The following is a 22,730-nucleotide window of genomic DNA, read 5'->3' on the forward strand; positions in this document are numbered from 1 at the left end:
TTCAGGTGCGCAAGCGCAAGATTATCTTCAGTTTATTGATCAGCGGTTGGTTCCTTCACCACCAGCACATCCTCCATGATCAGATACTGCAGATCCGACCCGTAGAACATGTTCAGCGCATCAGTGGGTGAGCACACCATGGGTTCGCCACGGCGGTTCAGCGAGGTGTTCAGCGACACGCCGTTGCCGGTGTGCTTTTCCAGCTCCAGCATCAGGTCGTACCAGCGCGGGTTGTGCTGACGCTCCAGCACCTGGGCGCGGGAGGTGCCATCTTCGTGTACCACTTCGGGCACGCGCTGATCCCAGCCTTCGTTGACTTCAAAGGTAAATGTCATGAACGGAGACGGGTGCTCCACCTTGAGCATCTGTGGTGCCACTGTATCCAGCATGGACGGGCAGAACGGGCGCCAGCGTTCACGAAACTTGATCTGTTCGTTGATGCGGTCGGCCACACCCGGCACACTCGGGCAACCGATGATGGAGCGGCCACCCAGCGCACGTGGACCAAACTCCATGCGGCCCTGGAACCAGGCCACCGGGTTGCCTTCCACCATGATTTTGGCAATCTGCTCGGGGACGTTGTCGATTTTCTGCCACTTGGGCTGGTTCAGATGTCTGGCACAGGCGGCAATGATGTCTTCATTGGTGTAGGACGGGCCAAGATAGACATGTTCCATCTTCTCGACCGGCACGCCACGCTGCTGGGAGACATAGGCGGCCGCGCCTACCGCAGTGCCGGCGTCGCCGGCAGCCGGCTGTACAAACAGTTCCTTGACGTCGTCACGGGCAATGATTTTCTGGTTGAGTTTGACGTTCAGCGCACTGCCGCCGGCAAAAGCCAGCTTGCCGGTTTCCTTGAGGATGTCGCCCAGGTAGTACTCCATCATCTCCAGCGACAGCTTTTCAAACAGCGCCTGCACGCTGGCGGCGTAGTGGATGTAAGGCTCATCGGCGATATCGCCTTCACGCTTGGGTCCCAGCCACTCAATCAGCTTGGGCGAGAAGTAGTAACCCTTGCCCCTTTCCTTGTAGCGACGGGTACCGACCACGTTGACGTAGTCGGTATTAATGATCAGTTCGCCATTCTCGAATTTGGCCAGGCGCGACAGGTCATATTTGCTCGGATCGCCATAGGGTGCCATACCCATGACCTTGAACTCGCCATCGAGCATCTCGAAACCGAGAAACTCGGTCATGGCGCCATAGAGACCACCCAGGGAATCAGGATCGTAAAACTCTTTGATCTTGTGGATCTTGCCGTTTTCGCCATAGCCGAAGAAGGTAGTAGCGTATTCACCCTTGCCGTCGATGCCGAGAATGGCGGTCTTTTCCTGGAAGCCCGAGCACAGGTAGGCACTGGCGGCGTGGGCAATGTGGTGTTCGACCGGCTCGATCTTGACCTTTTTCAGGTCAAAACCCAGCTGTTGCAGGCACCACTGGATCTTCTTGTAGTAACGGCGGTAGCGGCGGTTACCCATCAGGATGGCATCCAGAGCACGGTCTGGCGCATACCAGTAGCGCTTGGCATAGTGCCAGCGGGCTTTTTCCGTGATGCTGATCGGGGCAAAAGGAATGGCGACAACATCCACATCTTTTGGCTCGATACCAGCCTGTTCCAGGCAAAACTTGGCAGACTCGTAGGGCATGCGGTTTTTGGCGTGCTTGTCGCGCACCAGACGCTCTTCTTCCACGGCAGCGATCAGCTTGCCATCAATGTACAGGGCGGCGGACGGGTCGTGGCTCAATGCGCCGGACAGACCCAGAATAGTCAATGCCATGAAGTTGTTGCCTCTCAATATCGGCAGATTCAATCAATCTGCGGTAAATGTTTGTCCAGTAAAAGATACAGCGGGCTGTCTTGTGGCCAGTTGCGTAACAGACGTGCACGGTCCCGCTTGAAAGCACGGGCAAAGCTGCCGTGGCTGGAGTGTTGGCGCACGGCATCCAGATCAATCAATAAACAGCGGTCATTATGCCAGAGAATGTTATGGCCTTTCAGGTCACCGTGGCTGATTTTTGCCCGGATCATTGCCCTCAATAACTCTTGCAGTTGTTGCAGGTCCGCTTGTGAAATCTGCCCATCACTCACATGGGGCGCAAAGCGGGCAATCAGGTCCTGCTCGCCGGCATATTCACTGATCAGCCAGGCTTGCCGACGCAGACCAAGCCAGCGCTTCTCACGCACTGCCACATTGGCTACCACTGCGATGCCTTCAAGCTCCAGCAAAAAGCCGGCCTGCCAGCTGTGCCAGGCCCGGCTCGGCCGCCAGCAGCGCTTGAGCCAGTGCGTGAAGTTCTTGATGTTGTAACGCTTGATGATCCAGCGCTGCCCTTCGTGCTCAACCCTGGCCACGGTTGCCGCACCGCCTGTTTTGTAGATATGGCCGGTCTCGATAAAGGCATCCGGATCGGCGATCAGTGCGGCTACTTCGTCCTGCCGGGCACGCTGCATGGCGGTTACGTCAGACAGGGATTTGCTGACACTGAACAGGCTGCAGTCACGGCCGGTTTTTTTCAGGTAATCGCGGATGCGCCAGCGGCGTATCTTCGCAATCCCGTCACGCAAGCTTGCAAGCTGCACATCCTGCTGCCCGCCCCGCTCTTTGTATATTTGCAGCAAAGGCTCAAGCCACTCGTCCAGCGCTGGCGGCAGCTGGGCAAAAAACACCGCCAGATTTTCCTGTGCCAGCCCGGATTCCAGCAACTGACCGGACTGTTGCCGCTCGACCCCACCGCCATCAATCACATACAGCTCGCCCTGATGCAGCAAAAAATTGTCAAGATGCAGGTCGCTTTGCCACAATCCTTGCCGGTGCATCCGGGCAATGCAGCCCAACGCCTGAATCAGCACTTGCTGCTGGCTATCACTGAGGAACGGCTCTTGTGCAACAGTCTGCCATTGCTGCCCGAGGCTGAAGGTTTCTTCCAGAAAGGCAAACAGAATCCAGCCGCCAAAGGCATGGTCATAGTCACTGGCCAGCAACTCCGGGGTTGGCAGCCCGGATTGAGCAAGACTTTGCGCCCCGGTCAATTCACGCTGAAAATGGCGCTGGGCTTTCGACCCGACAAACAGCTTGGCCAGCACACTGCGGCCTTTCCATTGTGCCCTGGCCACATAACGCTGATCCGGCAACACGCGCAACCACTGCAGCAACTCCAGTCGCGAGCCATCCAGAAAGCGCAGCGTATAGGGCAAAGAGGGCGAACGGCCCTGCAAGTGCGTGATGCTCATGGACGGCTATCCTTGTCCTGAATCCGCAGCTGTAACCGGTCGTACCAGACACGCGCTTGCTCCGAATCACCCTGATAGGCGTTCAACAGGCGCAGGTGATCATCCGGCGTCCATACATGGCGGGTACGACGAATCAGCGGCTCGATATCCTTGATCCGGTCGCGCCGCCCCAGCCACAGGCGACGGGTTTTCTCCAGATCAATCAGGCACGCCGCAAAACCTTCGTCACGTGACTGCAGAAAAATATGTTTGGGATAAAAGCAACCGTGCATTTGTCCGGCATCATGTAGCGTGCGTGCCAGCGTGCCGCAGGCATCCAGAATGGCATGCCGTTCATTATCAGACACATGTTCCCAGCGCTTCAGCCAGCCATCAAGATCCTGCCAGCCATGCAGGGCATGGGTTACCAGAATTGCACATTGCTCGCCGCTTATGCGTCGCTGTCCGAACCAGGCGGCCTGCAACGCAGGAATACCCAACTTGCGATACTGCTCGATGGTACGAAACTCACGGGCAAAGGTCGGCTCGCCCAGTGGATGCAACAGGCTACGGGTCAAATGATTGCGCTGGCGTTTAAGATAAAAACCCTGTCCATCCAGCTCAAGATATGAAACTGAACTCCAACCGCCACGTTCCGTGTTAGGACGGTCAACTGCTTCCAGCTCCAGAGCCCAGAGCGCATCAAAATCATTCAGCTGATGACGGGAAAAAAGCTCAACAATATCCGGATCAACAAATTCCTGTGACATCACTCATTCCCGCCCGGCAAAAAAATGTACGATTTTGGCAATACGCTTTTTATCCGCGACCGTTAAACGGTCACGCTGTACATAGTGCAAATAAAAGCGCAAACGCTGGCAGCGCGACAACTGGTACTTGCCCACTTTATCCAGGCAGGCAAGGTCCTTGATGATGCGGTATTGCAGGAGCGGCCCCCACCAGAAGCCGCCGGTTGGACAATCGATCAGAAAAGCATGCTCTTGACCGTCCACCAGAATGTTTCGCCACTTCAAGTCGTTGTGTACAAAGCGGTGCTCGTGCATGACACGGGTGAAGTCGGCAATCCGCCGGGAAACCCGTTTCACCCAGCCCGCATCTTTCAGCCGTGCATCCTGGCGGTATGCCAGCATGGCAAGATCTTCGGTATCCGGCAGCTCGCGGGTAATCATTGCACCACGACCAAACCTGCCAAAGCTTTTCCGCTCCATGCCATATGCAACGACCTCTGCCGTGGGTATGCCCCAGTCGGCAAAGTGCTGCAGATTCTGCCATTCGGCCATCACCCGCGGGCGTGGCAGCCAGGCTCGCCAGGCCGTTCCGTTGCTGCGGTAGCGCTTGACGTAATACTGGACTCCGCCACGTTCAACCCGGATCAGTTCCGACTCCGAATCCCGGGTTATCCGCTCACCTTCAAGCGCAAACACCTTTTCCAGGCTGCCGAAATCCGCAGTCAGCTGCTGATACTCCGCGTTCAAACGCCAGCCGCTCATTACAGGGCATCCCCATAGCGCTGTTTGCGCTCATAGAGTTTTTCCGCTTTTTTCTCCAGCCAGCCGAGCAACCGGGCTTCATCGCGCAGGATCTTGCGCAGCGGCTGCTGGAAATAAACCTGTAAAAACCTCAGCTTGTCGTGACGGGTCAGTCCGATATCGAGCGCGGAAAAATACAGCGCTGCCAGATCCTTGTTGCGCCAGCGCAGTGGAGTCCGTTCCCGTGTCTGGGCACGGTGCAGATCGATCAGGGACAGTTTGAGACTGCCTGTTTCTACCGGCTGGTCGGTGTGCAGCAGGAAATGGCAAATGTAGAAGTCCCGGTGATTGACCCCGGCCCGATGCATCTTGCCCGCCATGTCGGCAACCCGTTCGAGCAGGAGTTTTTTCAACGCGAAGGCTGGCGGTTGCTGCATCCAGCCCATGCAGTAGTCTTCAAGACTGATGGTCGGGGCCAGCTCTTCGGTGATGATGAAAGAGTGTTGCCTTGCCGGGTTGCGGCCACGCTCGGCAAAGGCCACCGCCGTCATGGTATCCACTCCTGCCTGCTGCAGCCGCTGGATGGCCCGGTATTCATTGCGCGCACCGAGCACCGGCAATTTGGCGCTGAGCAGATTCTTGATGATCTCGCCCCAGCCGATGCCACGGTGGATCTTGACAAAATAGCCCCGTCCGGCCACTTCGGTACGAAGAGTGCGGCGGCCTTCCAGCTCACGGAAAACCTCGCCGTCCAGGGCCTCGACGGCAACAAACACATCCTGCTGCGCCCACAGGCTGGCAAAGGGTTCGGCCAAAAAAGGGTTCATCAAGTCAACTACCTACTGGCCAGCAATGACCCGGCCATTCATAAAATGCCAAGCATTCTATCATCTAACGGCACTCATGACGTAGCCACCTGCATGGTCTGCGCGAAGGTGCTTGCTCCTGAAAAGCACATATCTCCGCCCGGGGGACAAGACTCTGCCGCGCTTGCACCCCCGGGTCGCGGGTCAAGCCCGTTCGCGCGGGGTCAGGCTGACGATGCCAGCAACGCTTCGACCCTTCGGCGTAACTCCGGAATCACTTCTTCGGCAAACCAGGGGTTACGCTGGAACCAGGCGATATTGCGCGGCGACGGATGCGGTAGTGCCAGCATATGGCCCGGCATATTGCGCCAGTTGCGCACCCGCTCGGTCAGTGTGGCATGACCGTCCTTCAGGTAATAATTTTGTGCGTACTGGCCGATCAGCAAGGTCAGGCCGATATCCGGCAGCCGCTCCAGCAAACGCGCATGCCATTGCGGCGCACACTCCTTGCGCGGCGGCAGGTCGCCGCTTTTACCCTTGCCCGGATAGCAAAAACCCATCGGCACAATGGCGAACAGGTGCGGATCGTAAAACTGCTCGCGGCTGACCTGCAGCCAGTCACGCAGGCGCTCACCGCTGGGGTCGTTCCATGGGGTTGCCGTCTCGTGAGCCTTCAGACCGGGGGCCTGACCGATGATCAGGATCCGTGCGCCTTCGCCTGCCTGCAGTACCGGTCGCGGTGGCAATGGCAGGTATTCGGCACAGATGGTACAGGCGTTAATTTCTTCCAGCAGCGGGATCAGTTCGGACATGCGGGTCTCCTTTTTATGCAGATCATGCAGGAGGGCGCTTGCCCCGGCATGGGTGATGCAGTCTTTTCAGGGACAAGCCTCTTCGTACAGATACCCTCCTCATGCAGCAAGTGAAGCGGTCATGGTCTGCCGGAAAGTTCCTTGAGGCTCTTGAGCGGATAAATGTCAAAACGGCTCGACTTGCCCTGCAGCACATGACCGGGAGTCGGGCCTTCCAGTGCGGGAGCAATGCGCGGACGCTTGACCACCACCCGGTGACTGGCCAACTGCAGTGCCGCGTCCAGCAATAACGGCGCATCCTCGTCCCCGCCTACCAGCGGCTGAAAAAGGCGCATTTCCTTTTTCACCTCGGCACTCTTGCTGCGCTGGGGAAACATCGGATCAAGATAAATCACCTGCGGCTGCTCACCCTGCCAGTTTTGCATCAGCTCGATAGCGTTGCCCTGATGCAGCTGCATATTGCTGATGATGGCGGCGGTATCGGCATCCTGCAATGCCCGTTGCAAGCCGTCCTGCAGCAATGCAGCCACCACTGGGTGCCGTTCCAGCATATCGACCCGGCAACCGAGGCAGGCCAGTACAAAGGCATCGCGGCCCAGCCCGGCGGTAGCATCAAGAATACGGGGCCTGATTGCCCCCTGAATACCAACGGCTTTGGCGATCATCTGCCCGCTGCCGCCGCCAAACTGGCGACGATGAGCCAGTGCTCCGCCGACAAAGTCGACACGTACCGGGCCGGTTTTGCTGTCAAGCTCCTGTAGCTGCAGCCCGTCTGGGGTCAGTTGCAGTTCAAACAGCGGGTTATCGGCATCCGGCAGTTGCAACGCTAACGCAGCTGACAGCTCAGCCGCCTGTGCATTCAGAGCCGGATCAAGTGCGGTAACTCTTACGCTCATCAGGCGTACAGATCCAGACCAAGAACCTGGCTGGCATCGGGGGAGTCATCAACCAGCCCTGCAGTGGATGCATAACTGGCCAGTGCCTGCTGATTCTGCCAGGGCAGTTGCTCGCGGGGAAAAGCCGGCTGGCGGCCCTGATAGCGCTGATATTCTTCCTGCTCCTGCAGCTGCGCGACCGCCTGCAGGGTTTGCGGGCGGACGCTCTGCGACAGCGCATCAGGCGTACGGTTGCGGCTTTCATCTTGACGCACCAGCGCATCAGCCGTCGCCACGGCATCCGGCCGGGTGGTACGGCTGGGCACATAAGCGGGAGAAAAACCGTCAATACGCATGGATAAACCTCAAGCAGATGCCATTACTTTAGTGTGAAAGCATGGCCGTTCGCAACAGCAGGGCTGGTATAAGAAATGTAGGTACGAATTTATTCGTACAAAGTGCCCCGACAAAGCAGCAAAAGCATGTGTGCGAATAAATTCGCACCTACAGTATGAAACCAGGGACCGCTGTCGGGGCGGACCCGGTAACGGCCCATTGTAGGTCCGGATTTATCCGGACAAAGCGCGGCAGCGCCAGGCGGCCGGGTACATTGTGCGAATAAATTCGCACCTACAGTATGAAACCAGGGACCGCAGTCGGGGCGGACCCGGTAACGACCCATTGTAGGTCCGGATTTATCCGGACAAAGCGCGGCAGCGCCAGGCGGCCGGGTACATTGTGCGAATAAATTCGCACCTACAGTATGAAACCAGGGACCGCAGTCGGGGCGGACCCGGTAACGACCCATTGTAGGTCCGGATTTATCCGGACAAAGCGCGGCAGCGCCAGGCAGCCGGGTACATTGTGCGAATAAATTCGCACCTACAGTGGTAGTACCTGCTAAAGCGGGTTTTTCGGAGTGGCGACCTGGTCGCGCAGGTAAACCGGCAATGCTTCATCGGCTGGCACATGACGCCCTTGCTGCCAGTCATGCAGCGCCAGTTGCAGGATGTCTTCGGCATGTGGCAGGGATTCTGTAGCCTGCCCGCTAACTGCAACCTGCATGCGCCCGGCATAAGCTTGCCAGCCGGTACCGGCAGCCAGCCAAGTGCCCGATGCCGCTCGTGGCAATGCAGCCTGCTCCGGTGCGCACACCTGCTCGACGCCTTGCAGCTGCATGTGGCCATCCACCCATGCATAGCAGCCCCAGTAGACTTCATCCATGCGTGCATCAATGGCTACGGCAACTTGTTTTGCACCGTCCAAGCGATATGCCCGCTGAGCAATGGCCGCCAGTGATGACACCGGCAAGACCGGTTTGTCGAGGGCAAAGGCCAGCCCTTGCACCACGCCAACCGCAATGCGCAGGCCGGTAAAGGCACCCGGGCCCTGCCCGAAAGCGATGGCGTCCACATCAGCCAGCACAACACCGGCCTCGTCCAGCACTTGCTGCACCATCGGCAAGACCTGTTGGGCATGCAGGCGGGGAATGACCGCATAACGACTGATCACCCGGCCGTCATGCAACAGGGCAACGGAGCAGGCTTCGGTAGCGGTATCTATGGCGAGCAGTGTGGTCATAAGAGGGAGGAATCTGTAGGTGCGAATTCATTCGCACATGAGACATGCAGTGCGAATGAATTCGCACCTACACCCCGGCTGGCAATTGCAGCCAGGGGTTAGCACAGGCAGATCAGCTCAGCGCAGCCAGCACCTTGGCGGTGATCTGGTCCACAGTGCCGACACCGGCAATTGCGCTGTAGCCTGGTGTGCCGTTATTGGCAGCGGACAGGGTCTGGTAGAAGTCCACCAGCGGCTTGGTCTGCTCGTGGTATACCTCAAGACGGTGACGCACGGTCTCTTCCTTGTCGTCATCGCGCTGGATCAGCTCTTCACCGGTTTCGTCGTCCTTGCCGGCAACCTTGGGCGGGTTGTACTCGATGTGGTAGGTACGGCCGGAAGCCGGGTGGAAGCGGCGGCCCGCCATGCGCTTGATGATTTCTTCGTCATCAACGGCAATTTCAACCACGTGGTCAATGGCGACACCGGCATCGCGCAGCGCTTCGGCTTGCGGAATGGTGCGCGGGAACCCGTCGAACAGGAAGCCGTTTGCGCAGTCGTCCTGCTGGATACGCTCCTTGATCAGGTCGATGATGATGTCGTCAGACACCAGACCGCCAGTTTCCATGACGTTTTTCACCTTCAGACCCAGCGGGGAGCCGGCCTTGACGGCAGCGCGCAGCATGTCGCCGGTGGAAATCTGTGGAATACCGAACTGTTTGGTGATGAAGCCTGCCTGGGTACCTTTACCGGCACCGGGCGCTCCCAGCAAAATCACGCGCATTTTGTGCTCCTCTTGAACGAATCGCTTTATTTAATTGTAATTTGAATGCCGTGCCCTTGGGAAAAGGGCACGCTTGATGGCGGCGCTGGGCAGCCAAACGACACAATGTACACACTAGCCTTTAGTCGCACAAGGTTTTGTTTGTCTTTAGCCCGTGTTGCGCAGCCCCGCAGCGATACCGGCAACGGTGACCAGCATGGCTTTCTCGATGGCCGGACACGGCTTCTCCTGGTTGCGCGAACGGGCCAGCAATTCCACCTGCAACAGGTGCAACGGGTCCAGATAGGTATCCCGCACATTGATGGATGCCCGCACAATCGGATGCCGTTCAAACAGCTGTTCTTGCCCGGTCAGGCGCAGCACCTGTTCAATGGCCTGCTTCAGCCGCTGGAACAGCTGCTCGCCCAGAGGGCGCAGTTCCGGCTCGACCAGCCGCTCGTCATACAGGCGGGCAATACCCGAGTCGGCCTTGAGCAGCACCATTTCCAGCATGTCGATACGGGCCCGGAAGAACGGCCACTGGTCACGCATCTCGTCCAGCACCGGCTCCTCGCCACGGGCAAATGCCTGCTCCAGGGCGCTTTCCCAGCCCAGCCAGGCCGGCAGCATCAGGCGGGTCTGGGTCCAGGCAAAAATCCAGGGGATGGCACGCAAGCTCTCGATGCCACCACTGCGCCGCCTTGCCGGCCGGCTGCCCAGCGGCAAGCGGCCCAGCTCTTGCTCGGGCGTGGCCTGGCGGAAATAATCGACGAACTGCGGCTCTTCGCGCACCACCTTGCGGTAGCCGGCCAGACCATCGGCCGCCATACGGTCCATGATTGCCCGCCATTCATCCTTGGGGGCAACCGGCGGCAAGTGCGTGGCTTCCAGCACGGCGGCCAGGTACAGATTGAGGTTTTGCGCCGCCACTTCCGGCAAGCCGTACTTGAAGCGGATCACCTCGCCCTGTTCGGTCGTGCGGAAACGCCCTGCTACCGAGCCCGGCGGCTGTGACAGGATCGCCTCATGGGCAGGACCGCCGCCACGGCCCACGGTGCCACCACGGCCATGGAACAGCAACAGCTCAACACCGGCCTGCTGGCACACCTGCACCAGCTCTTCCTGTGCCCGGTACTGGGCCCAGGCCGCAGCGGTGGTGCCGGCATCCTTGGCGGAATCGGAATAGCCGATCATGACCTCCTGCGGGCCGGCCAGCCGGGTGCGATAGTCATCCAGGCTGAGCAGCTGCTTGATCGCCGCCGCCGCGTGATCAAGGTCATCCAGGGTTTCAAACAGTGGTGCAACGCGCATCGCCCGGCGCACGCCGGCCTCTTTCAGCAGCAATTGCACCGCCAGTACATCCGAAGGCGCACCGGCCATGGAAATGACATAGGTCCCCAGTGACTCTGTCGGTGCCCGGGCAATCACGCCACAGGTGTCGAGCACCTCACGGGTATCCTCGCTGGCCTGAAAATCCTTGCTCAGCAGCGGACGTTTGCTGCTCAGTTCTTTCAACAGGAATTGCTGGCGCTCTTCCTCGCTCCAGTCCTGATAGCTGCCCAGCCCCAGCCATTCGGTAATCTCGTTGAGCGCTGCGGTATGCCGTGAGGAATCCTGGCGAATGTCCAGGCGCACCAGCGACAGGCCGAAGGTGGCGGCACGGCGGATGGTATCCAGTAGATCACCATCGGCAATCAGGCCCATGCCGCACTCGTGCAGCGAGCGGTAGCACATCAGCAGCGGGTCCATCAGTTCGGCCCGGTTGTGGATGATGTCCTGCGGCAACGGCAGGTCATGCGCAATGGCGTTTTGCAACTCGGTGCGGGTGTGACGCAGACGGGCACGCAGGCGCTTGAGAATGACGCGGTAGGGTTCGTCGGTTTCCTCACCGATCACCGCCATCAATTCGGGAGTGGCACGCTGCATCGAGAGCTCGTGCGTCAGCTGCGAAACATCGCGCAGGTACAGGTCGGCCGCCAACCAGCGGGCAATGCGCAACACATGGCGGGTCACCTTTGCGGTCACGTTGGGGTTGCCATCGCGGTCGCCGCCCATCCAGCTGGCAAAACGGATCGGCGCGGCACTCAGGGGCAGCGGATCAGCACCGGCCTCACGCAGCACGCTGTCAACATGGCGCAACACATTGGGAATGGCCTGCCACAGCGAACGCTCGATCACGGCAAAGCCCCAGCGGGCTTCATCTTGCGGGGTTGGCTGGCTGCTGCGGATTTCACTGGTATGCCAGACCTCGGCAACCAGGCTGCGCAGTTTCTGGACAAGCTTCTCCCGCTCTGCGGCCGGCAGCTCCTTGTGGTCCAGCTCGGCAAGCTGCTGGGCGATGAAGTCATACTTCATGATCAGCGTGCGCCGCGACACTTCGGTTGGGTGTGCAGTCAGCACCAGCTCGATGTCAAGACCGGACACGGCCTTGCTCAAATCCTTTGGACAGTGGGCAGAGGCTTTCAGACGCTCCAGCACCTGCGCCAGCATCTGGTCTTCAAAAGGCGGCTCTTCATCGTCACCACGACGACGCATCAGGTGGTATTGATCGGCGATATTGGCCAGATTGAGAAACTGGCTGAAACCACGTGCTACCGGCAACAATTCGTCCTCGGCCAGCCCGGCCAGGGTTTCTTCGAGTTGCTTGCGGCCATCCTGTGAGCCGCGCCGTGCTGACTTGGCGCCAGTACGGATCAGCTCGACCTTCTCCAGAAACTCGGCACCGCGCTGGGCTTTCATGGTCTGCCCGAGCAGATCGCCGAACATGTAGACGTTGTCGTGTACCCGCTGGCTGATGCGAGCCATGTGACCTCCTGTTGTTGCGCTGATGAAGGGAAACAAAGGTCACAGCATAAACTACCGGCGGGATTGAGGCTATGTGTACTCTGGTACTGGCCGGAAAACAGAAGTTACTGGCAGCGCACTGCCCGCTTCTTGTCATCCACCAGCACGCCGGTCAGGCCTTTCTGCTTGTCGTCAAACAGCACCACAATGCCGTCGATGCACTGGGCATGCTGCTCAGCGGGCTTGAGCGAGGCGCGATAGTCCTCGCCCGGCACGGTCTTCAGCATGGTGTACTCGGCCAGCAGCAGGGCGTCTTCCGGCTTGGCGAAATGCACATAACCGTAGTACGAAAGTGAAAACACCGTGACGCACACGGTCGCCACAGCAGTGGCGATCAGGTGCAGTTCGGTGAATTTTTTACCGGTGTTGTCAGTCATTCAATCAGTGCTCCGGGCGCATGTGCGGGAACAGGATGACATCGCGAATGGACGGCGAGTCGGTCAGCAGCATCACCAGACGATCGATACCGATACCCTCACCCGCGGTCGGCGGCATGCCGTATTCCAGCGCACGGACAAAGTCGGCATCAAAATGCATGGCTTCGTCATCACCGGCTTCCTTGTCGGCCACCTGGGCGTGGAAGCGCTCGGCCTGGTCCTCGGCGTCATTCAGCTCGGAGTAGGCGTTGGCGATCTCGCGGCCACCGATGAACAGCTCGAAGCGGTCGGTCACCTCGGGGTTGTCGTCATTGCGACGGGCCAGCGGTGATACCTCGAACGGATACTGGGTAATGAAAGTCGGCTGTTCCAGACGATGCTCGACGGTTTCCTCGAAAATCATGGTCTGCAGCTTGCCCAGGCCTTCGTGGCCCAGTACCGGTGCGCCATGTTTTTTCGCCAGGGCGCGACAGGTTTCGATGTCGTTCAGGTCTTCGGCGCTGATATCCGGGTTGTACTTGAGGATGGAGTCGAACAGGCTCAGACGGGTGAAAGGCTCGCCAAAATGGAACACCTTGCCCTGGTAAGGCACATCGGTGCTGCCCAGTACGGTTTGCGCCAGCTCACGGAACAGCTCTTCGGTCAGGTCCATGTTGTCTTCATAGTCGGCGTAGGCCTGATAGAACTCCAGCATGGTGAATTCGGGGTTGTGACGGGTGGAGACGCCTTCGTTGCGGAAGTTGCGGTTGATCTCGAACACCTTGTCAAAACCGCCCACCACCAGACGCTTCAGGTACAGCTCGGGCGCGATACGCAGGAACATGGGCAGGTCCAGCGCATTGTGGTGGGTCTCAAACGGCTTGGCCGCCGCGCCACCGGGAATGGTCTGCAGCATTGGAGTTTCCACCTCGAGAAAACCGCGCTCGACCAGGAAGTTGCGGATGTGCGCAATCACCTTGCTGCGCACGCGGAAGGTTTCACGTACCTCGTCGTTAACGATCAGGTCGACATAGCGCTGACGGTAGCGTTGCTCGGTATCGGTCAGGCCATGATGCTTGTCCGGCAGCGGACGCAGCGACTTGGTCAGCAACTTGACCTTGTCCATATGTACGTAGAGGTCGCCCTTGCCGGAACGGGCCAGCTTGCCCTCGGCACCGATGATGTCGCCCAGGTCCCAGGTCTTGGCTTCGGCCAGGGTTTCCTCGGGCAGGGTCTTGCGGTCTACATACACCTGCAGACGGCCACTAGAGTCCTGCAACACCATGAAGGGGCCACGATTAAGCATGATGCGCCCGGCAATCTTGATGCGGATGTCCTGGCCTTCCAGCTCTTCGCGGCTTGCCTCGGCATACTGTTTTTGCACATCGGCACAGCGCTGCTGCGGGCGGAAGGTATTGGGGAAGGCATTACCCCGGGCACGGGCGGCGGCAAGCTTTTCCTTGCGCAGGGCAATCAGCTTGTTTTCTTCAGCCTGGAGTTGTTCCTGGGTCTGGTTTTGTTCGGTCATTGTTCTTTCCGGATTATTCTGTTTACAGCCCCATCTTCAGGCTGGCTTCAAGAAACTCGTTGATATCGCCATCCAGCACGGCATCGCAGTTGCTTTCCTCGATATTGGTACGCAGGTCCTTGATGCGCGACTGGTCCAGCACGTAGGAGCGGATCTGGTGCCCCCAGCCGATATCGGACTTGCTGTCTTCCAGCGCCTGTGAGGCCTCGCTGCGCTTCTGCAGTTCCAGCTCGTACAGCTTGGCACGCAGCATCTTCATGGCGCGGTCACGGTTGGCGTGCTGGGAACGCTCGTTCTGACAGGACACCACGGTGTTGGTCGGCACGTGGGTGATGCGCACCGCCGAGTCGGTGGTGTTGACGTGCTGGCCACCGGCACCGGACGAGCGGTAGGTGTCGACTCGCAGGTCGGCCGGGTTGATGTCGATCTCGATGTTGTCGTCGATTTCCGGCGAGACGAATACCGCGGTGAAGGAGGTGTGACGGCGGTTACCGGAGTCGTACGGACTCTTACGGACCAGGCGGTGTACGCCGGTTTCGGTACGCAACCAGCCAAAGGCGTAGTCGCCCTTGATGTGCAGGGTAGCACTCTTGATGCCGGCCACCTCACCAGCGGACAGTTCCATGATGGTGGCTTCAAAACCGTTATGGTCAGCCCAGCGCAGGTACATGCGCAGCAGCATGTTGGCCCAGTCCTGGGCTTCTGTGCCACCGGAACCGGCCTGGATATCCAGATAGGCACTATTCGAGTCCATTTCACCGCTGAACATGCGGCGGAATTCCAGCTTGGCGAGAATATCTTCCAGCCGTGCCACTTCAGTGCGCACGTCCTCGACGGCATCTTCGTCGTTCTCTTCAACGGCCATTTCCAGCAGCTCGGGCGCATCAGCCAGGCTGCCATCCAGATCTTCGATGGTTTCGACGATCTGTGCCAGCTGGGCACGTTCGCGGCCCAGATTCTGCGCATATTCGGGATTATTCCAGATCGCCGGATCTTCCAGCTCGCGCTCGACCTCTACCAGGCGGTCTTTCTTGTTGGCGTAGTCAAAGATACCCCCTGATGGCCGCGGTACGTTCGCTGAGGTCATCAATGTGGTTATAGATCGGGTTGACTTCCATGGTGGTATTTCTCTTGTCTTGGTGAAAATTTCAAACGGGGAAGTATAGCGGATTTATGGGGGAATAAGGAGATGGTTTTGGCTGCGGTGTAGGGTTGTGTTTTGAGTGTGGCGTAAGAGGATATTTTGGCTGCGGTGTGTGCGGGCGGGTGGCACGGCTACGCCGTGCTGCTGTCGCGTGTTTGCTTCCAGGGTTTGATCACGAAACTCGATAACCAGTGGTTACTGCGACCACGCCACGCTTCGTGCAGGATGGCAGCAAGGAGCCAGGCCCATACGGGAGCCCAAACACCACCTGGGCTCTCTTCGACCCACACAAAAACCTCTCCCTCCACGCGACAGCAGTCCGGCGCAGCCGGGCCACCCTCCCCCAAACGCCATGGTGTATTGCAGGGCTGGCGGGACCGGAGCAAGGCATCAGCGCCATTGCCGCCGCAGGCGGCAGTGGCAGCGTCAGCCTTGCGTAGCGTCTCGCCAGCCCTGCCTGCACCAACCAAACAAAAACACCACCCAGTCCACGCCAGCAGGCAAAAAAACACTCAACCAACAGCCACCAGATGCTCAACCATCAACTGCAGGCTCTCACGCCCACGAAACTCGTTGACGTCCAGCCGGTAGGCCATGTCGGCAAAACGGATATTGGGGTTGGGCCAACGCTCCAGGTCCACATTGAACGCGATACCGTCCAGTGATACGGCGCCGTCCTCGGTCTGCAGCAGCAGCTTCAAATGGCGTTCGCCCACCAGCCTTTGCGACAGCAGACGAAAGCGACCGTGAAAACTCGGCTCGGGAAACTGTTGACCCCAGGGGCCGGCCATGCGCAGCTGGCGAGCCAGTTCCAGCTCAAATTCGTTCCGCTGCAGCTGGCCATCGGTTACCCAAAGCCCCTGGAGGTCATCCTCGCTCAGACAGCTGCGCACCTGCTGGTCAAAGGCGCAAACAAACTCGTCAAGGCGCTCCCGTGCCAGAGTCAGCCCTGCCGCCATGGCGTGCCCGCCAAATTTGACGATCATGCCGGGGTTGCGGCTGGCCACCGCTTCCAGCGCATCACGCACATGCAGGCCAGCCACCGACCGGGCCGAGCCCTTAAGCAGGCCATCGCCAGCATCGGCAAAGGCAATCACCGGACGGTGGTGCTTTTCTTTCAGCCGCGCCGCCAGAATGCCAGTTACGCCCTGGTGCCAGTCCGGCTGGTACACGCACAAGCCAAACGGCAACTCTTCCATGTCCAGCGCCTGCAGCTGCTGCTCGACATCCTGCTGCATGTCCTGTTCAACCGACTTGCGCTGGCGGTTCAGTTCTTCCAGCCGCCGGGCCAGCTGCGTGGCTTCTTCCTGGCTATCAGCCAGCAGGCACTCGATGCCAACGCTCATGTCATCCATGCGCCCGGCGGCATTCAAGCGCGGCCCGACAATAAACCCAAGGTCCGTGGCCACCAGTTGCGGCAGGTTGCGCCGCCCGGTTTCCACCAGCGCGCGAATACCTGGTCGCGTACGCCCGGCACGGATACGGGCCAGCCCCTGCTGAATCAGGATGCGGTTATTGGCATCCAGCGGCACCACGTCGGCCACCGTACCCAGCGCAACCAGATCCAGCAACTCGGCCAGATTGGGAGCGGGCCGTTGATCGAAATGACCCAGCTCACGCAGCCGTGCACGCAGCGCCAGCAATACATAAAACATGACGCCGACGCCAGCCAGCGCCTTGCTCGGAAACATGCAGCCGTGCTGGTTGGGGTTGACGATGGCATCGGCCAGCGGCTGCACCTCGCCCGGCAAGTGATGATCGGTGACCAGTACCCGCATGCCGGCGGCCTGCGCGGCAGCCACACCTTCAATACTGGAAATGCCGTTATCCACTGTCACCAGCACATCGGCCCGCAACGGGGCGGCCGCAGCCACCAGTTCAGGACTCAGGCCATAGCCATAACCGAAGCGGTTGGGTACAAGATAATGCACATCCCGCGCGCCCAGCATGCGCAGCCCGAGTACGGCGGTAGCAGTGGCGGTAGCGCCGTCGGCGTCAAAATCTCCGACAATCAGAATCCGCTGCTGCTGCTCGATGGCGTCCAGCAGCAAAGCCACCGCTGCATCGATGCCCTTGAGCGAGTGGTAGGGTTCAAGCTGTTTGAGCCCGGTGTCCAGCTCACGGGCATGGCGTACACCCCGGGCAGCATAAATCCGCGCGAGCAATGGCGGCACGCCCTGCAGCTCCGGGAGTTGTTCGGGTAAAAGTCGTTGTTTGATACGCATAGATTTCAGTTTTGTCATGAATGACCCGGAATGCCGGCATTGACGCCATTCGCCCCGGGACGTGGCCACAATAGCAGCTGGCAGCTCTGCATAGGCGCAACCCGGGCAAGTTGCTACAATGCACGCATGATTAATGTCCAACCCGGCACGGCTGCCTGCCATTGCGTACGCCGTCCGTAGCCGGATGGCTTTGCCAGCGGAATCATTGCATACCCATGAAAGCGGTCCATCTTACCCTGTTTGCCCTTTTGCTGACACTGGGCGCGACAAGCGCCCGGTCGGACGAGCCGCCGCTGCTGATCGACGCCGGCCCGCGCACATGCCAGCCCCTGCGAGAGGGCCCGACACTGGCCGCAGACCTCAAACTGTGCATCCGCCAGGCCGAACTGGGCCACGCCGAAGCCCAGTATCAACTGGGCAATTACTGGCACGATGGCACACTCGCCGGGCAAGATTTCAACAAGGCCCTGCACTGGTATGAACAGGCATCGCTGCAAGGCCACGCCGGCGCCCAGTACCGCCTGGGCCTGATGTTTGCCCATGGCGAAGGGGTTGCGGTCAACCGCCCCCAGGCTTATGTCATCCTGAAAATGTCGGCCATCAACGGTTCGGATGAAGCCTTTGACGCCAGCGACCTGCTCGACGCGCAAATGTCCCGCGACGAACTCAAGCAGGCCAACGATGTACTGTCACACATTTTCCGCCGTTATCTGCGCCATATCCAGGAGCAAAGCCTGCACAGCGATAGCGAGTGAGGCTGACTGGCGCAGCCCTGTTTTTACGTCAACGGAGTCATCAGCACATGGGCAAACGGTTGATCATCCTGGCACTAGGCTGCTGTATCGCCCTGCTGCATGCTGGCGAGAGCGACACCGCAAGCGACCCTGAGCTGGCCGGACAACCGGCCAGCGTAGCGGAGGAGATCGAGCGTCCATCCCTGCGCAGCCAGCACCAGCTTGAGCTGCAGCGCCTGCAACGCGCCTACCCCGGGCAGTTCCGCGCCCTGCACAGCGAATTCGAGGCGGCAGCAGCCCTCTATTTGCCGGCCAACCAGAGCCAGGCACGAGGCTGGGTGATCCTGCTGCCGGGCACGGGCCAGCCGGCAGATGCCACCTTCAACATTGAGCGCCTGCGCCAAACCCTGCCCGACTCAGGCTGGCACACCCTGAGCCTGCAGCTGCCCGCACCGGACTTTGCCGGCTTGCATGTATCACCACCTCCCGAGCCCCTTCTGCCGGACACCGGAGACAGCCCTGAAGAAAACGACGCAGCGGAAGTGCAGGCCGCTGAAGCGCCCTTGCCCGACACACCAGAACAACCCGCTGACGACGATGGCATGAGCGCTCCGGATGCGGATGCACCGGCCAGCACCGCAACCGCTGATAGCGAAGAAACAGCCAAACCCGACCATGCCCGGCGCATGTTGGCCTTGCTTGATGCAGCCAGCAACATGGCGCGCGAATCACAGCCAGCCCGCCTGGTCGTGCTTGGCCAGCAGGAGGGCGCCTACTGGGCACTACGCTGGCTTGCCGCACAAGAACCTTCGCCACCGGCAGATGCGCTGATCCTGCTGCACCCGCAACAGGCCGAGCCCTCCCCGGCACTGGACGAACTGAGTGGACGCCTCAATATCCCTGTGGCTGATTACTACCTTGCACTCAATGCCGGTGCCTCACAGGCAGCCCGCCAGCGCCTCAACAGCAGCAAGCGCAACGCCAATAGCCAGTACCGGCAAACGGGGCTGCGCGAACCCGCCGAAGCACTGCAGGAGGGCGAACTGGTGCGCAGAGTCAAGGGATGGCTTATACTTCTTGACGCCAATTAACAGGCGTTTCATTGCTTCAGATCAGCTCTTTTTGCAACCGATCTGGCTTACATTCTGGCAACCTGATTATTTTTCTGTCCAGTCAACCGGATTCAACATGCACATTACTTCCACGATTCGCACTTTTCTGCTGTCCGTCACGTTACTGCTGGCAGCCAGCCCTGCCGCATACGCCAATACAATCCAGGAAGCGCTGCAACGCCTGCAGGCGTTGCAGGCCGATCCCGAACTGACCCGCCAGGCATACGCCAGCGCAGAAGAGCGGATCGCTTTCTGCAAGGCTTGCCACGGCGCGGACGGCAACAGCACGCGCGACGACATACCCAATCTTGCCGCACAAAACCCGCAATACCTGTTTACCGCATTCGAAAAATTCGCCACCGGCGAACGCACCGACTATGTGATGAGCAAGCTGGCAAAAACACTGAGTCTGGAAGAGCGCATCAATATCGCCCTGTATTTCGGTATGCAAAAGGTGGCCGTCAAAACTTCAGACCGCCCGGACCTGGCTGAAAAAGGCAAGAGCAAGTTCCTGCAATGTGCCGCCTGCCATGGTGCGGACGCCACTGGCGGCTTCGACAAGCCTCGCCTGGCCGGACAACGGGCCGGCTATATCCGCCATTCCCTGCAGCTGTTCCGCAGCAAGGACCCCAGCCGTGCCAAATCAGAGATGATTCCTATCGCGGCCATCCTGACCGACGAGGATGTCGAGGTGCTGGCCCACTACCTGCAGGGGCTCAATCCCTAGCAATGCATCAGCGGGACTGGTAATACCTGCGTAGCACGCTGTAGGCATCATGCAGGGCACGGGTTTTTTCGTTGGCCCGCTGCACCTGCTCTTCGCTCGCTCCGGCACCAATCAGGCGATCCGGATGGTGCTCGCTCAGCAAGCGGCGATATGCCTGCCGCACACGGGAAAAATCCTCCACCGGCGGCTGCAGACCCAGCAACCGCAAAGCCCGGTCGCGCTCGTCCAGGCGTACCCGCATGCCGCTGGCCGGACGGCTTTGCGGCTTGACCTGCTGCTCCAGCTGGAGCAACCGTCCGGTACCGACTGACAGCCAGCCGGCGCACTGCTTGAGCGCCTGATACTGTTCACGATCGGCACGCCCCTGCGCCCAGACCAGCCGCCAGGCACTGAGCAATAACTGCTCTGCAGCCAGGTCCTGGCGGAAGGCGCGCTGCAGGTCACGCCGCAGCGCCTTGAGCTCCATGCCCTTGCCCTGGTTGAACGCGGCAATCGCCGCCTGGTAAGGATAACCGTCCAGCCCCAGTCGACGCATTTCCACGCGGGCCTGCTGGATATGGGCCGGCAGCACCCGGCCATGCAGCTTGGCCAGATGACCCAGCAACATGAATTGCACCTGACTGGCAGATGCCGCCTTACCGGCTGGGCGGCCGGCGGGCAGCATATTCTGTAACCTGGACCAGCCCTTGTTGCCGAGACGGCGGTCCAGCCAGACGCCCAGCAAGGTACCCAGCAGCAGGCCGGGAATACTGGCCAGCCACCACCCCGTAATGGCCAGTACGAAAACCAGAACCGCCGGCCAGATCATGCCTGCAGCGCCATGCTTTCGGCCAGCGCCAACCGCTCGACCGTACCCACATCCAGCCAGCGTCCGGCAAAATGCTCACCACTCACCAGCCCCTCCTCCATGGCAGCGCGCAACAAGGGCGCCAGCCTGAATGCTCCGCCGGCACAACCGGCAAACAGCTGCGGGTGCAGTACGGCAATCCCGCTATAAGTCAGCATCGATGCTCCGGCACTGCGCACCTGTCCCTGTTCAAGGGCAAAATCGCCTCCACCGTGATGCTCAGGATTATCCACCAGCACCAGATGCGCCAGCCCGTCCGGCTGCTGCGGTAAACGGGCAAAATCGTAATCGGCCCAGATATCGCCATTGACCAGCACAAAGGGGTCATCACCCAGCAATGGCAGCGCCCGCAGAATGCCGCCCCCGGTTTCCAGCGGCTCGGTTTCGCGTGAATAGACGATGCTGACGCCATAACGGCTGCCGTCGCCCAGCGCCTGCTCCACTTGCTGTCCCAGCCAGGCGTGATTGATCACCAGCCCGGTGATGCCGGCCGCCGCCAGCGCTTCGATGTGATACTCGATCAGCGCCTTGCCGGCCACCGGCAACAGGGGTTTGGGTGTATGCAGGGTCAGCGGCCGCATGCGCTCGCCCTTGCCGGCCGCCAGGATCATTGCCTTCATCGGCAGTTCTCCGGCAGGTGCAGGCTGTCGAGGAGTTGCTGCAAGGGCTTGAGTTCGGGATAACGCGCCAGCACCGGCCGCACATAGGCAAAAAACCGGGGAACATCCCGCAGGTAATGAGGTTTGCCATCACGGTGACAGATGCGGGCAAAAATGCCGATCACCTTCAGGTGGCGCTGCAAGCCCATCCAGTCACAGTCACGGGCAAATTGCGCAAATGACGGCGGTACCGGCAAACCGGCCGTGCGCGCCTTGGTCCAGTATTGGCGCAACCAGCCATGCACCCGTTCTTCGGGCCAGCTGAGAAAGGCATCCTTGAACAGACTGATGACGTCGTAGCTGATTGGCCCCAGCACCGCATCCTGAAAATCCAGCACACCGGGATCAGGCTCGCTGACCATCAGGTTACGCGGCATGTAGTCTCGATGCACCAGCACCCGTGCCTGCTTCAGTGCCGCGCCCACCAGCAGCTGACTGCCCTGCTGCCAGCATTCCTGCTGCCGCGCATCCAGCGTCAGGCCAAGCTCGTGCTGTACATACCAGTCCGGAAATAGCTGCAGCTCGCGCCGCAACAGCGCCTCGTCATATTCCGGCAGATTACTGCCGGCCACATCAATCTGTTGCATGCACACCAGCGTATCCAGCGCCCGCCCGAACAGCAGGTCGGCGTTGGCCGCATCCAGCACCTGCAACCAGGTCTGCCCGCCCAGATCACTCAAGACCAGGAACCCCTGCTGCACATCCTGCGCCAGCACCCGGGGTACGTTCAGCCCGGCCACAGCCAGCATCTGCGCCATGCGTACAAAAGGGCGACAGTCTTCACCCGGCGGTGGCGCATCCATCAGGATCAGCTGCAAGCCCTCTGCCTGCCAGCGAAAGTAACGGCGAAAACTGGCATCACTGCCGGCCGGCTGCCAGCGCCCTTGCGGCAGCCGCGGCAAATTCAGCGTGGCAGCCAGGTGCGGGCCCTGTTGTAAAAACCAGTTTTGCAAGGCTTCAAAACGTGCATCTGCGCTCTTTGCCTGTGGTTGCGGCATCTTCAATTCTCCAATGGATGCTGGCCCGAAAGCGGGCCA

General features: G+C 59.9%; 21 protein-coding genes. 3 read left to right on the plus strand and 18 right to left on the minus strand.

Annotation, left to right across the window (positions count from 1 at the left end):
- Positions 1 to 32: 32 nt before the first annotated feature.
- From AR306_RS12370 to recJ, 15 genes are all read right to left on the minus strand, one after another.
- On the minus strand, positions 33 to 1,778 hold the full coding sequence (locus AR306_RS12370; protein WP_101497850.1) for a carbamoyltransferase family protein: 1,746 nt from the start codon (positions 1,776 to 1,778) through the stop codon (positions 33 to 35).
- A 29-nt stretch (positions 1,779 to 1,807) separates the two neighbouring features.
- Positions 1,808 to 3,232, minus strand: a complete 1,425-nt coding sequence (locus tag AR306_RS12375) for a lipopolysaccharide kinase InaA family protein (RefSeq protein WP_101497851.1) — start codon at positions 3,230 to 3,232, stop codon at positions 1,808 to 1,810.
- On the minus strand, positions 3,229 to 3,981 hold the full coding sequence (locus tag AR306_RS12380) for a lipopolysaccharide kinase InaA family protein (protein WP_101497852.1): 753 nt from the start codon (positions 3,979 to 3,981) through the stop codon (positions 3,229 to 3,231). Before AR306_RS12380 ends, AR306_RS12375 begins: the two co-directional genes overlap by 4 nt.
- Positions 3,982 to 3,984: 3 nt before the next feature.
- Positions 3,985 to 4,722 (minus strand): lipopolysaccharide kinase InaA family protein, encoded by a 738-nt coding sequence (locus AR306_RS12385; RefSeq protein ID WP_101497853.1) that lies wholly within the window; start codon positions 4,720 to 4,722, stop codon positions 3,985 to 3,987.
- Positions 4,722 to 5,528 carry a lipopolysaccharide core heptose(I) kinase RfaP gene (rfaP, locus tag AR306_RS12390; protein WP_101497854.1) on the minus strand — a complete coding sequence of 269 codons (807 nt, stop codon included), beginning with the start codon at positions 5,526 to 5,528 and terminating at the stop codon, positions 4,722 to 4,724. The genes AR306_RS12385 and rfaP overlap by 1 nt, the downstream gene beginning before the upstream one ends.
- Positions 5,529 to 5,731: 203 nt before the next feature.
- Positions 5,732 to 6,319 carry a uracil-DNA glycosylase family protein gene (locus AR306_RS12395; protein WP_101497855.1) on the minus strand — a complete coding sequence of 196 codons (588 nt, stop codon included), beginning with the start codon at positions 6,317 to 6,319 and terminating at the stop codon, positions 5,732 to 5,734.
- Positions 6,320 to 6,438: 119 nt separating this feature from the next.
- Positions 6,439 to 7,215 carry a class I SAM-dependent methyltransferase gene (locus AR306_RS12400; RefSeq protein WP_101497856.1) on the minus strand — a complete coding sequence of 259 codons (777 nt, stop codon included), beginning with the start codon at positions 7,213 to 7,215 and terminating at the stop codon, positions 6,439 to 6,441.
- Entirely contained in the window at positions 7,215 to 7,550 is a 336-nt protein-coding gene (locus tag AR306_RS12405; RefSeq protein WP_101497857.1) for a hypothetical protein, read from the minus strand. Before AR306_RS12405 ends, AR306_RS12400 begins: the two co-directional genes overlap by 1 nt.
- A 544-nt stretch (positions 7,551 to 8,094) precedes the next feature.
- On the minus strand, positions 8,095 to 8,775 hold the full coding sequence (tsaB, locus tag AR306_RS12410) for a tRNA (adenosine(37)-N6)-threonylcarbamoyltransferase complex dimerization subunit type 1 TsaB (RefSeq protein WP_101497858.1): 681 nt from the start codon (positions 8,773 to 8,775) through the stop codon (positions 8,095 to 8,097).
- Positions 8,776 to 8,887: 112 nt separating this feature from the next.
- The gene (adk, locus tag AR306_RS12415) at positions 8,888 to 9,538 is read right to left on the minus strand and encodes an adenylate kinase (RefSeq protein ID WP_101497859.1); all 651 of its coding nucleotides are present in this window, start codon (positions 9,536 to 9,538) and stop codon (positions 8,888 to 8,890) included.
- Positions 9,539 to 9,685: 147 nt separating this feature from the next.
- Positions 9,686 to 12,322 (minus strand): phosphoenolpyruvate carboxylase, encoded by a 2,637-nt coding sequence (ppc, locus tag AR306_RS12420; protein WP_101497860.1) that lies wholly within the window; start codon positions 12,320 to 12,322, stop codon positions 9,686 to 9,688.
- A gap of 104 nt (positions 12,323 to 12,426) precedes the next feature.
- Entirely contained in the window at positions 12,427 to 12,738 is a 312-nt protein-coding gene (locus tag AR306_RS12425; protein WP_101497861.1) for a hypothetical protein, read from the minus strand.
- A 4-nt stretch (positions 12,739 to 12,742) separates the two neighbouring features.
- Complete coding sequence (gene lysS, locus AR306_RS12430; protein WP_101497862.1) at positions 12,743 to 14,245, minus strand: lysine--tRNA ligase; 1,503 nt, start codon at positions 14,243 to 14,245, stop codon at positions 12,743 to 12,745.
- A 22-nt stretch (positions 14,246 to 14,267) separates the two neighbouring features.
- A protein-coding gene (gene prfB / locus AR306_RS12435; RefSeq protein WP_133539771.1) for a peptide chain release factor 2 occupies positions 14,268 to 15,363 on the minus strand; the annotation gives its coding sequence in 2 pieces (ribosomal slippage) (positions 14,268 to 15,290 and positions 15,292 to 15,363; 1,095 coding nt in all).
- 538 nt (positions 15,364 to 15,901) lie between these two features.
- Positions 15,902 to 17,614, minus strand: a complete 1,713-nt coding sequence (gene recJ, locus AR306_RS12440) for a single-stranded-DNA-specific exonuclease RecJ (protein ID WP_101497864.1) — start codon at positions 17,612 to 17,614, stop codon at positions 15,902 to 15,904.
- Positions 17,615 to 17,829: 215 nt separating this feature from the next.
- On the opposite strand from recJ, the gene AR306_RS12445 reads away from it, so the two are divergent.
- The 3 genes from AR306_RS12445 (at position 17,830) to AR306_RS12455 (ending at position 20,187) form a co-directional block, all read left to right on the plus strand.
- Positions 17,830 to 18,369, plus strand: a complete 540-nt coding sequence (locus tag AR306_RS12445; protein ID WP_101497865.1) for a tetratricopeptide repeat protein — start codon at positions 17,830 to 17,832, stop codon at positions 18,367 to 18,369.
- 47 nt (positions 18,370 to 18,416) lie between these two features.
- A complete protein-coding gene (locus tag AR306_RS12450) occupies positions 18,417 to 19,439 on the plus strand; it encodes a DUF3530 family protein (protein WP_101497866.1) in 1,023 nt (340 codons plus the stop codon).
- Positions 19,440 to 19,536: 97 nt separating this feature from the next.
- Positions 19,537 to 20,187, plus strand: a complete 651-nt coding sequence (locus AR306_RS12455) for a c-type cytochrome (RefSeq protein ID WP_166627908.1) — start codon at positions 19,537 to 19,539, stop codon at positions 20,185 to 20,187.
- A 7-nt stretch (positions 20,188 to 20,194) separates the two neighbouring features.
- On the opposite strand, the gene AR306_RS12460 is transcribed toward AR306_RS12455, so the two are convergent.
- Genes AR306_RS12460 through AR306_RS12470 form a run of 3 tightly spaced genes read right to left on the minus strand, consistent with a single transcriptional unit; the run spans position 20,195 to position 22,691 of the window.
- Positions 20,195 to 20,995: a co-chaperone DjlA gene (locus AR306_RS12460; RefSeq protein ID WP_101497867.1), complete on the minus strand. Its 801-nt coding sequence runs from the start codon at positions 20,993 to 20,995 to the stop codon at positions 20,195 to 20,197.
- The gene (murU, locus tag AR306_RS12465; protein ID WP_101497868.1) at positions 20,992 to 21,654 is read right to left on the minus strand and encodes an N-acetylmuramate alpha-1-phosphate uridylyltransferase MurU; all 663 of its coding nucleotides are present in this window, start codon (positions 21,652 to 21,654) and stop codon (positions 20,992 to 20,994) included. Before murU ends, AR306_RS12460 begins: the two co-directional genes overlap by 4 nt.
- The gene (locus AR306_RS12470) at positions 21,651 to 22,691 is read right to left on the minus strand and encodes an aminoglycoside phosphotransferase family protein (protein WP_101497869.1); all 1,041 of its coding nucleotides are present in this window, start codon (positions 22,689 to 22,691) and stop codon (positions 21,651 to 21,653) included. The genes murU and AR306_RS12470 overlap by 4 nt, the downstream gene beginning before the upstream one ends.
- Positions 22,692 to 22,730: the final 39 nt, after the last annotated feature.

Source organism: Thiopseudomonas denitrificans (genome assembly GCF_002866065.1).
GTDB lineage: Bacteria > Pseudomonadota > Gammaproteobacteria > Pseudomonadales > Pseudomonadaceae > Thiopseudomonas > Thiopseudomonas denitrificans.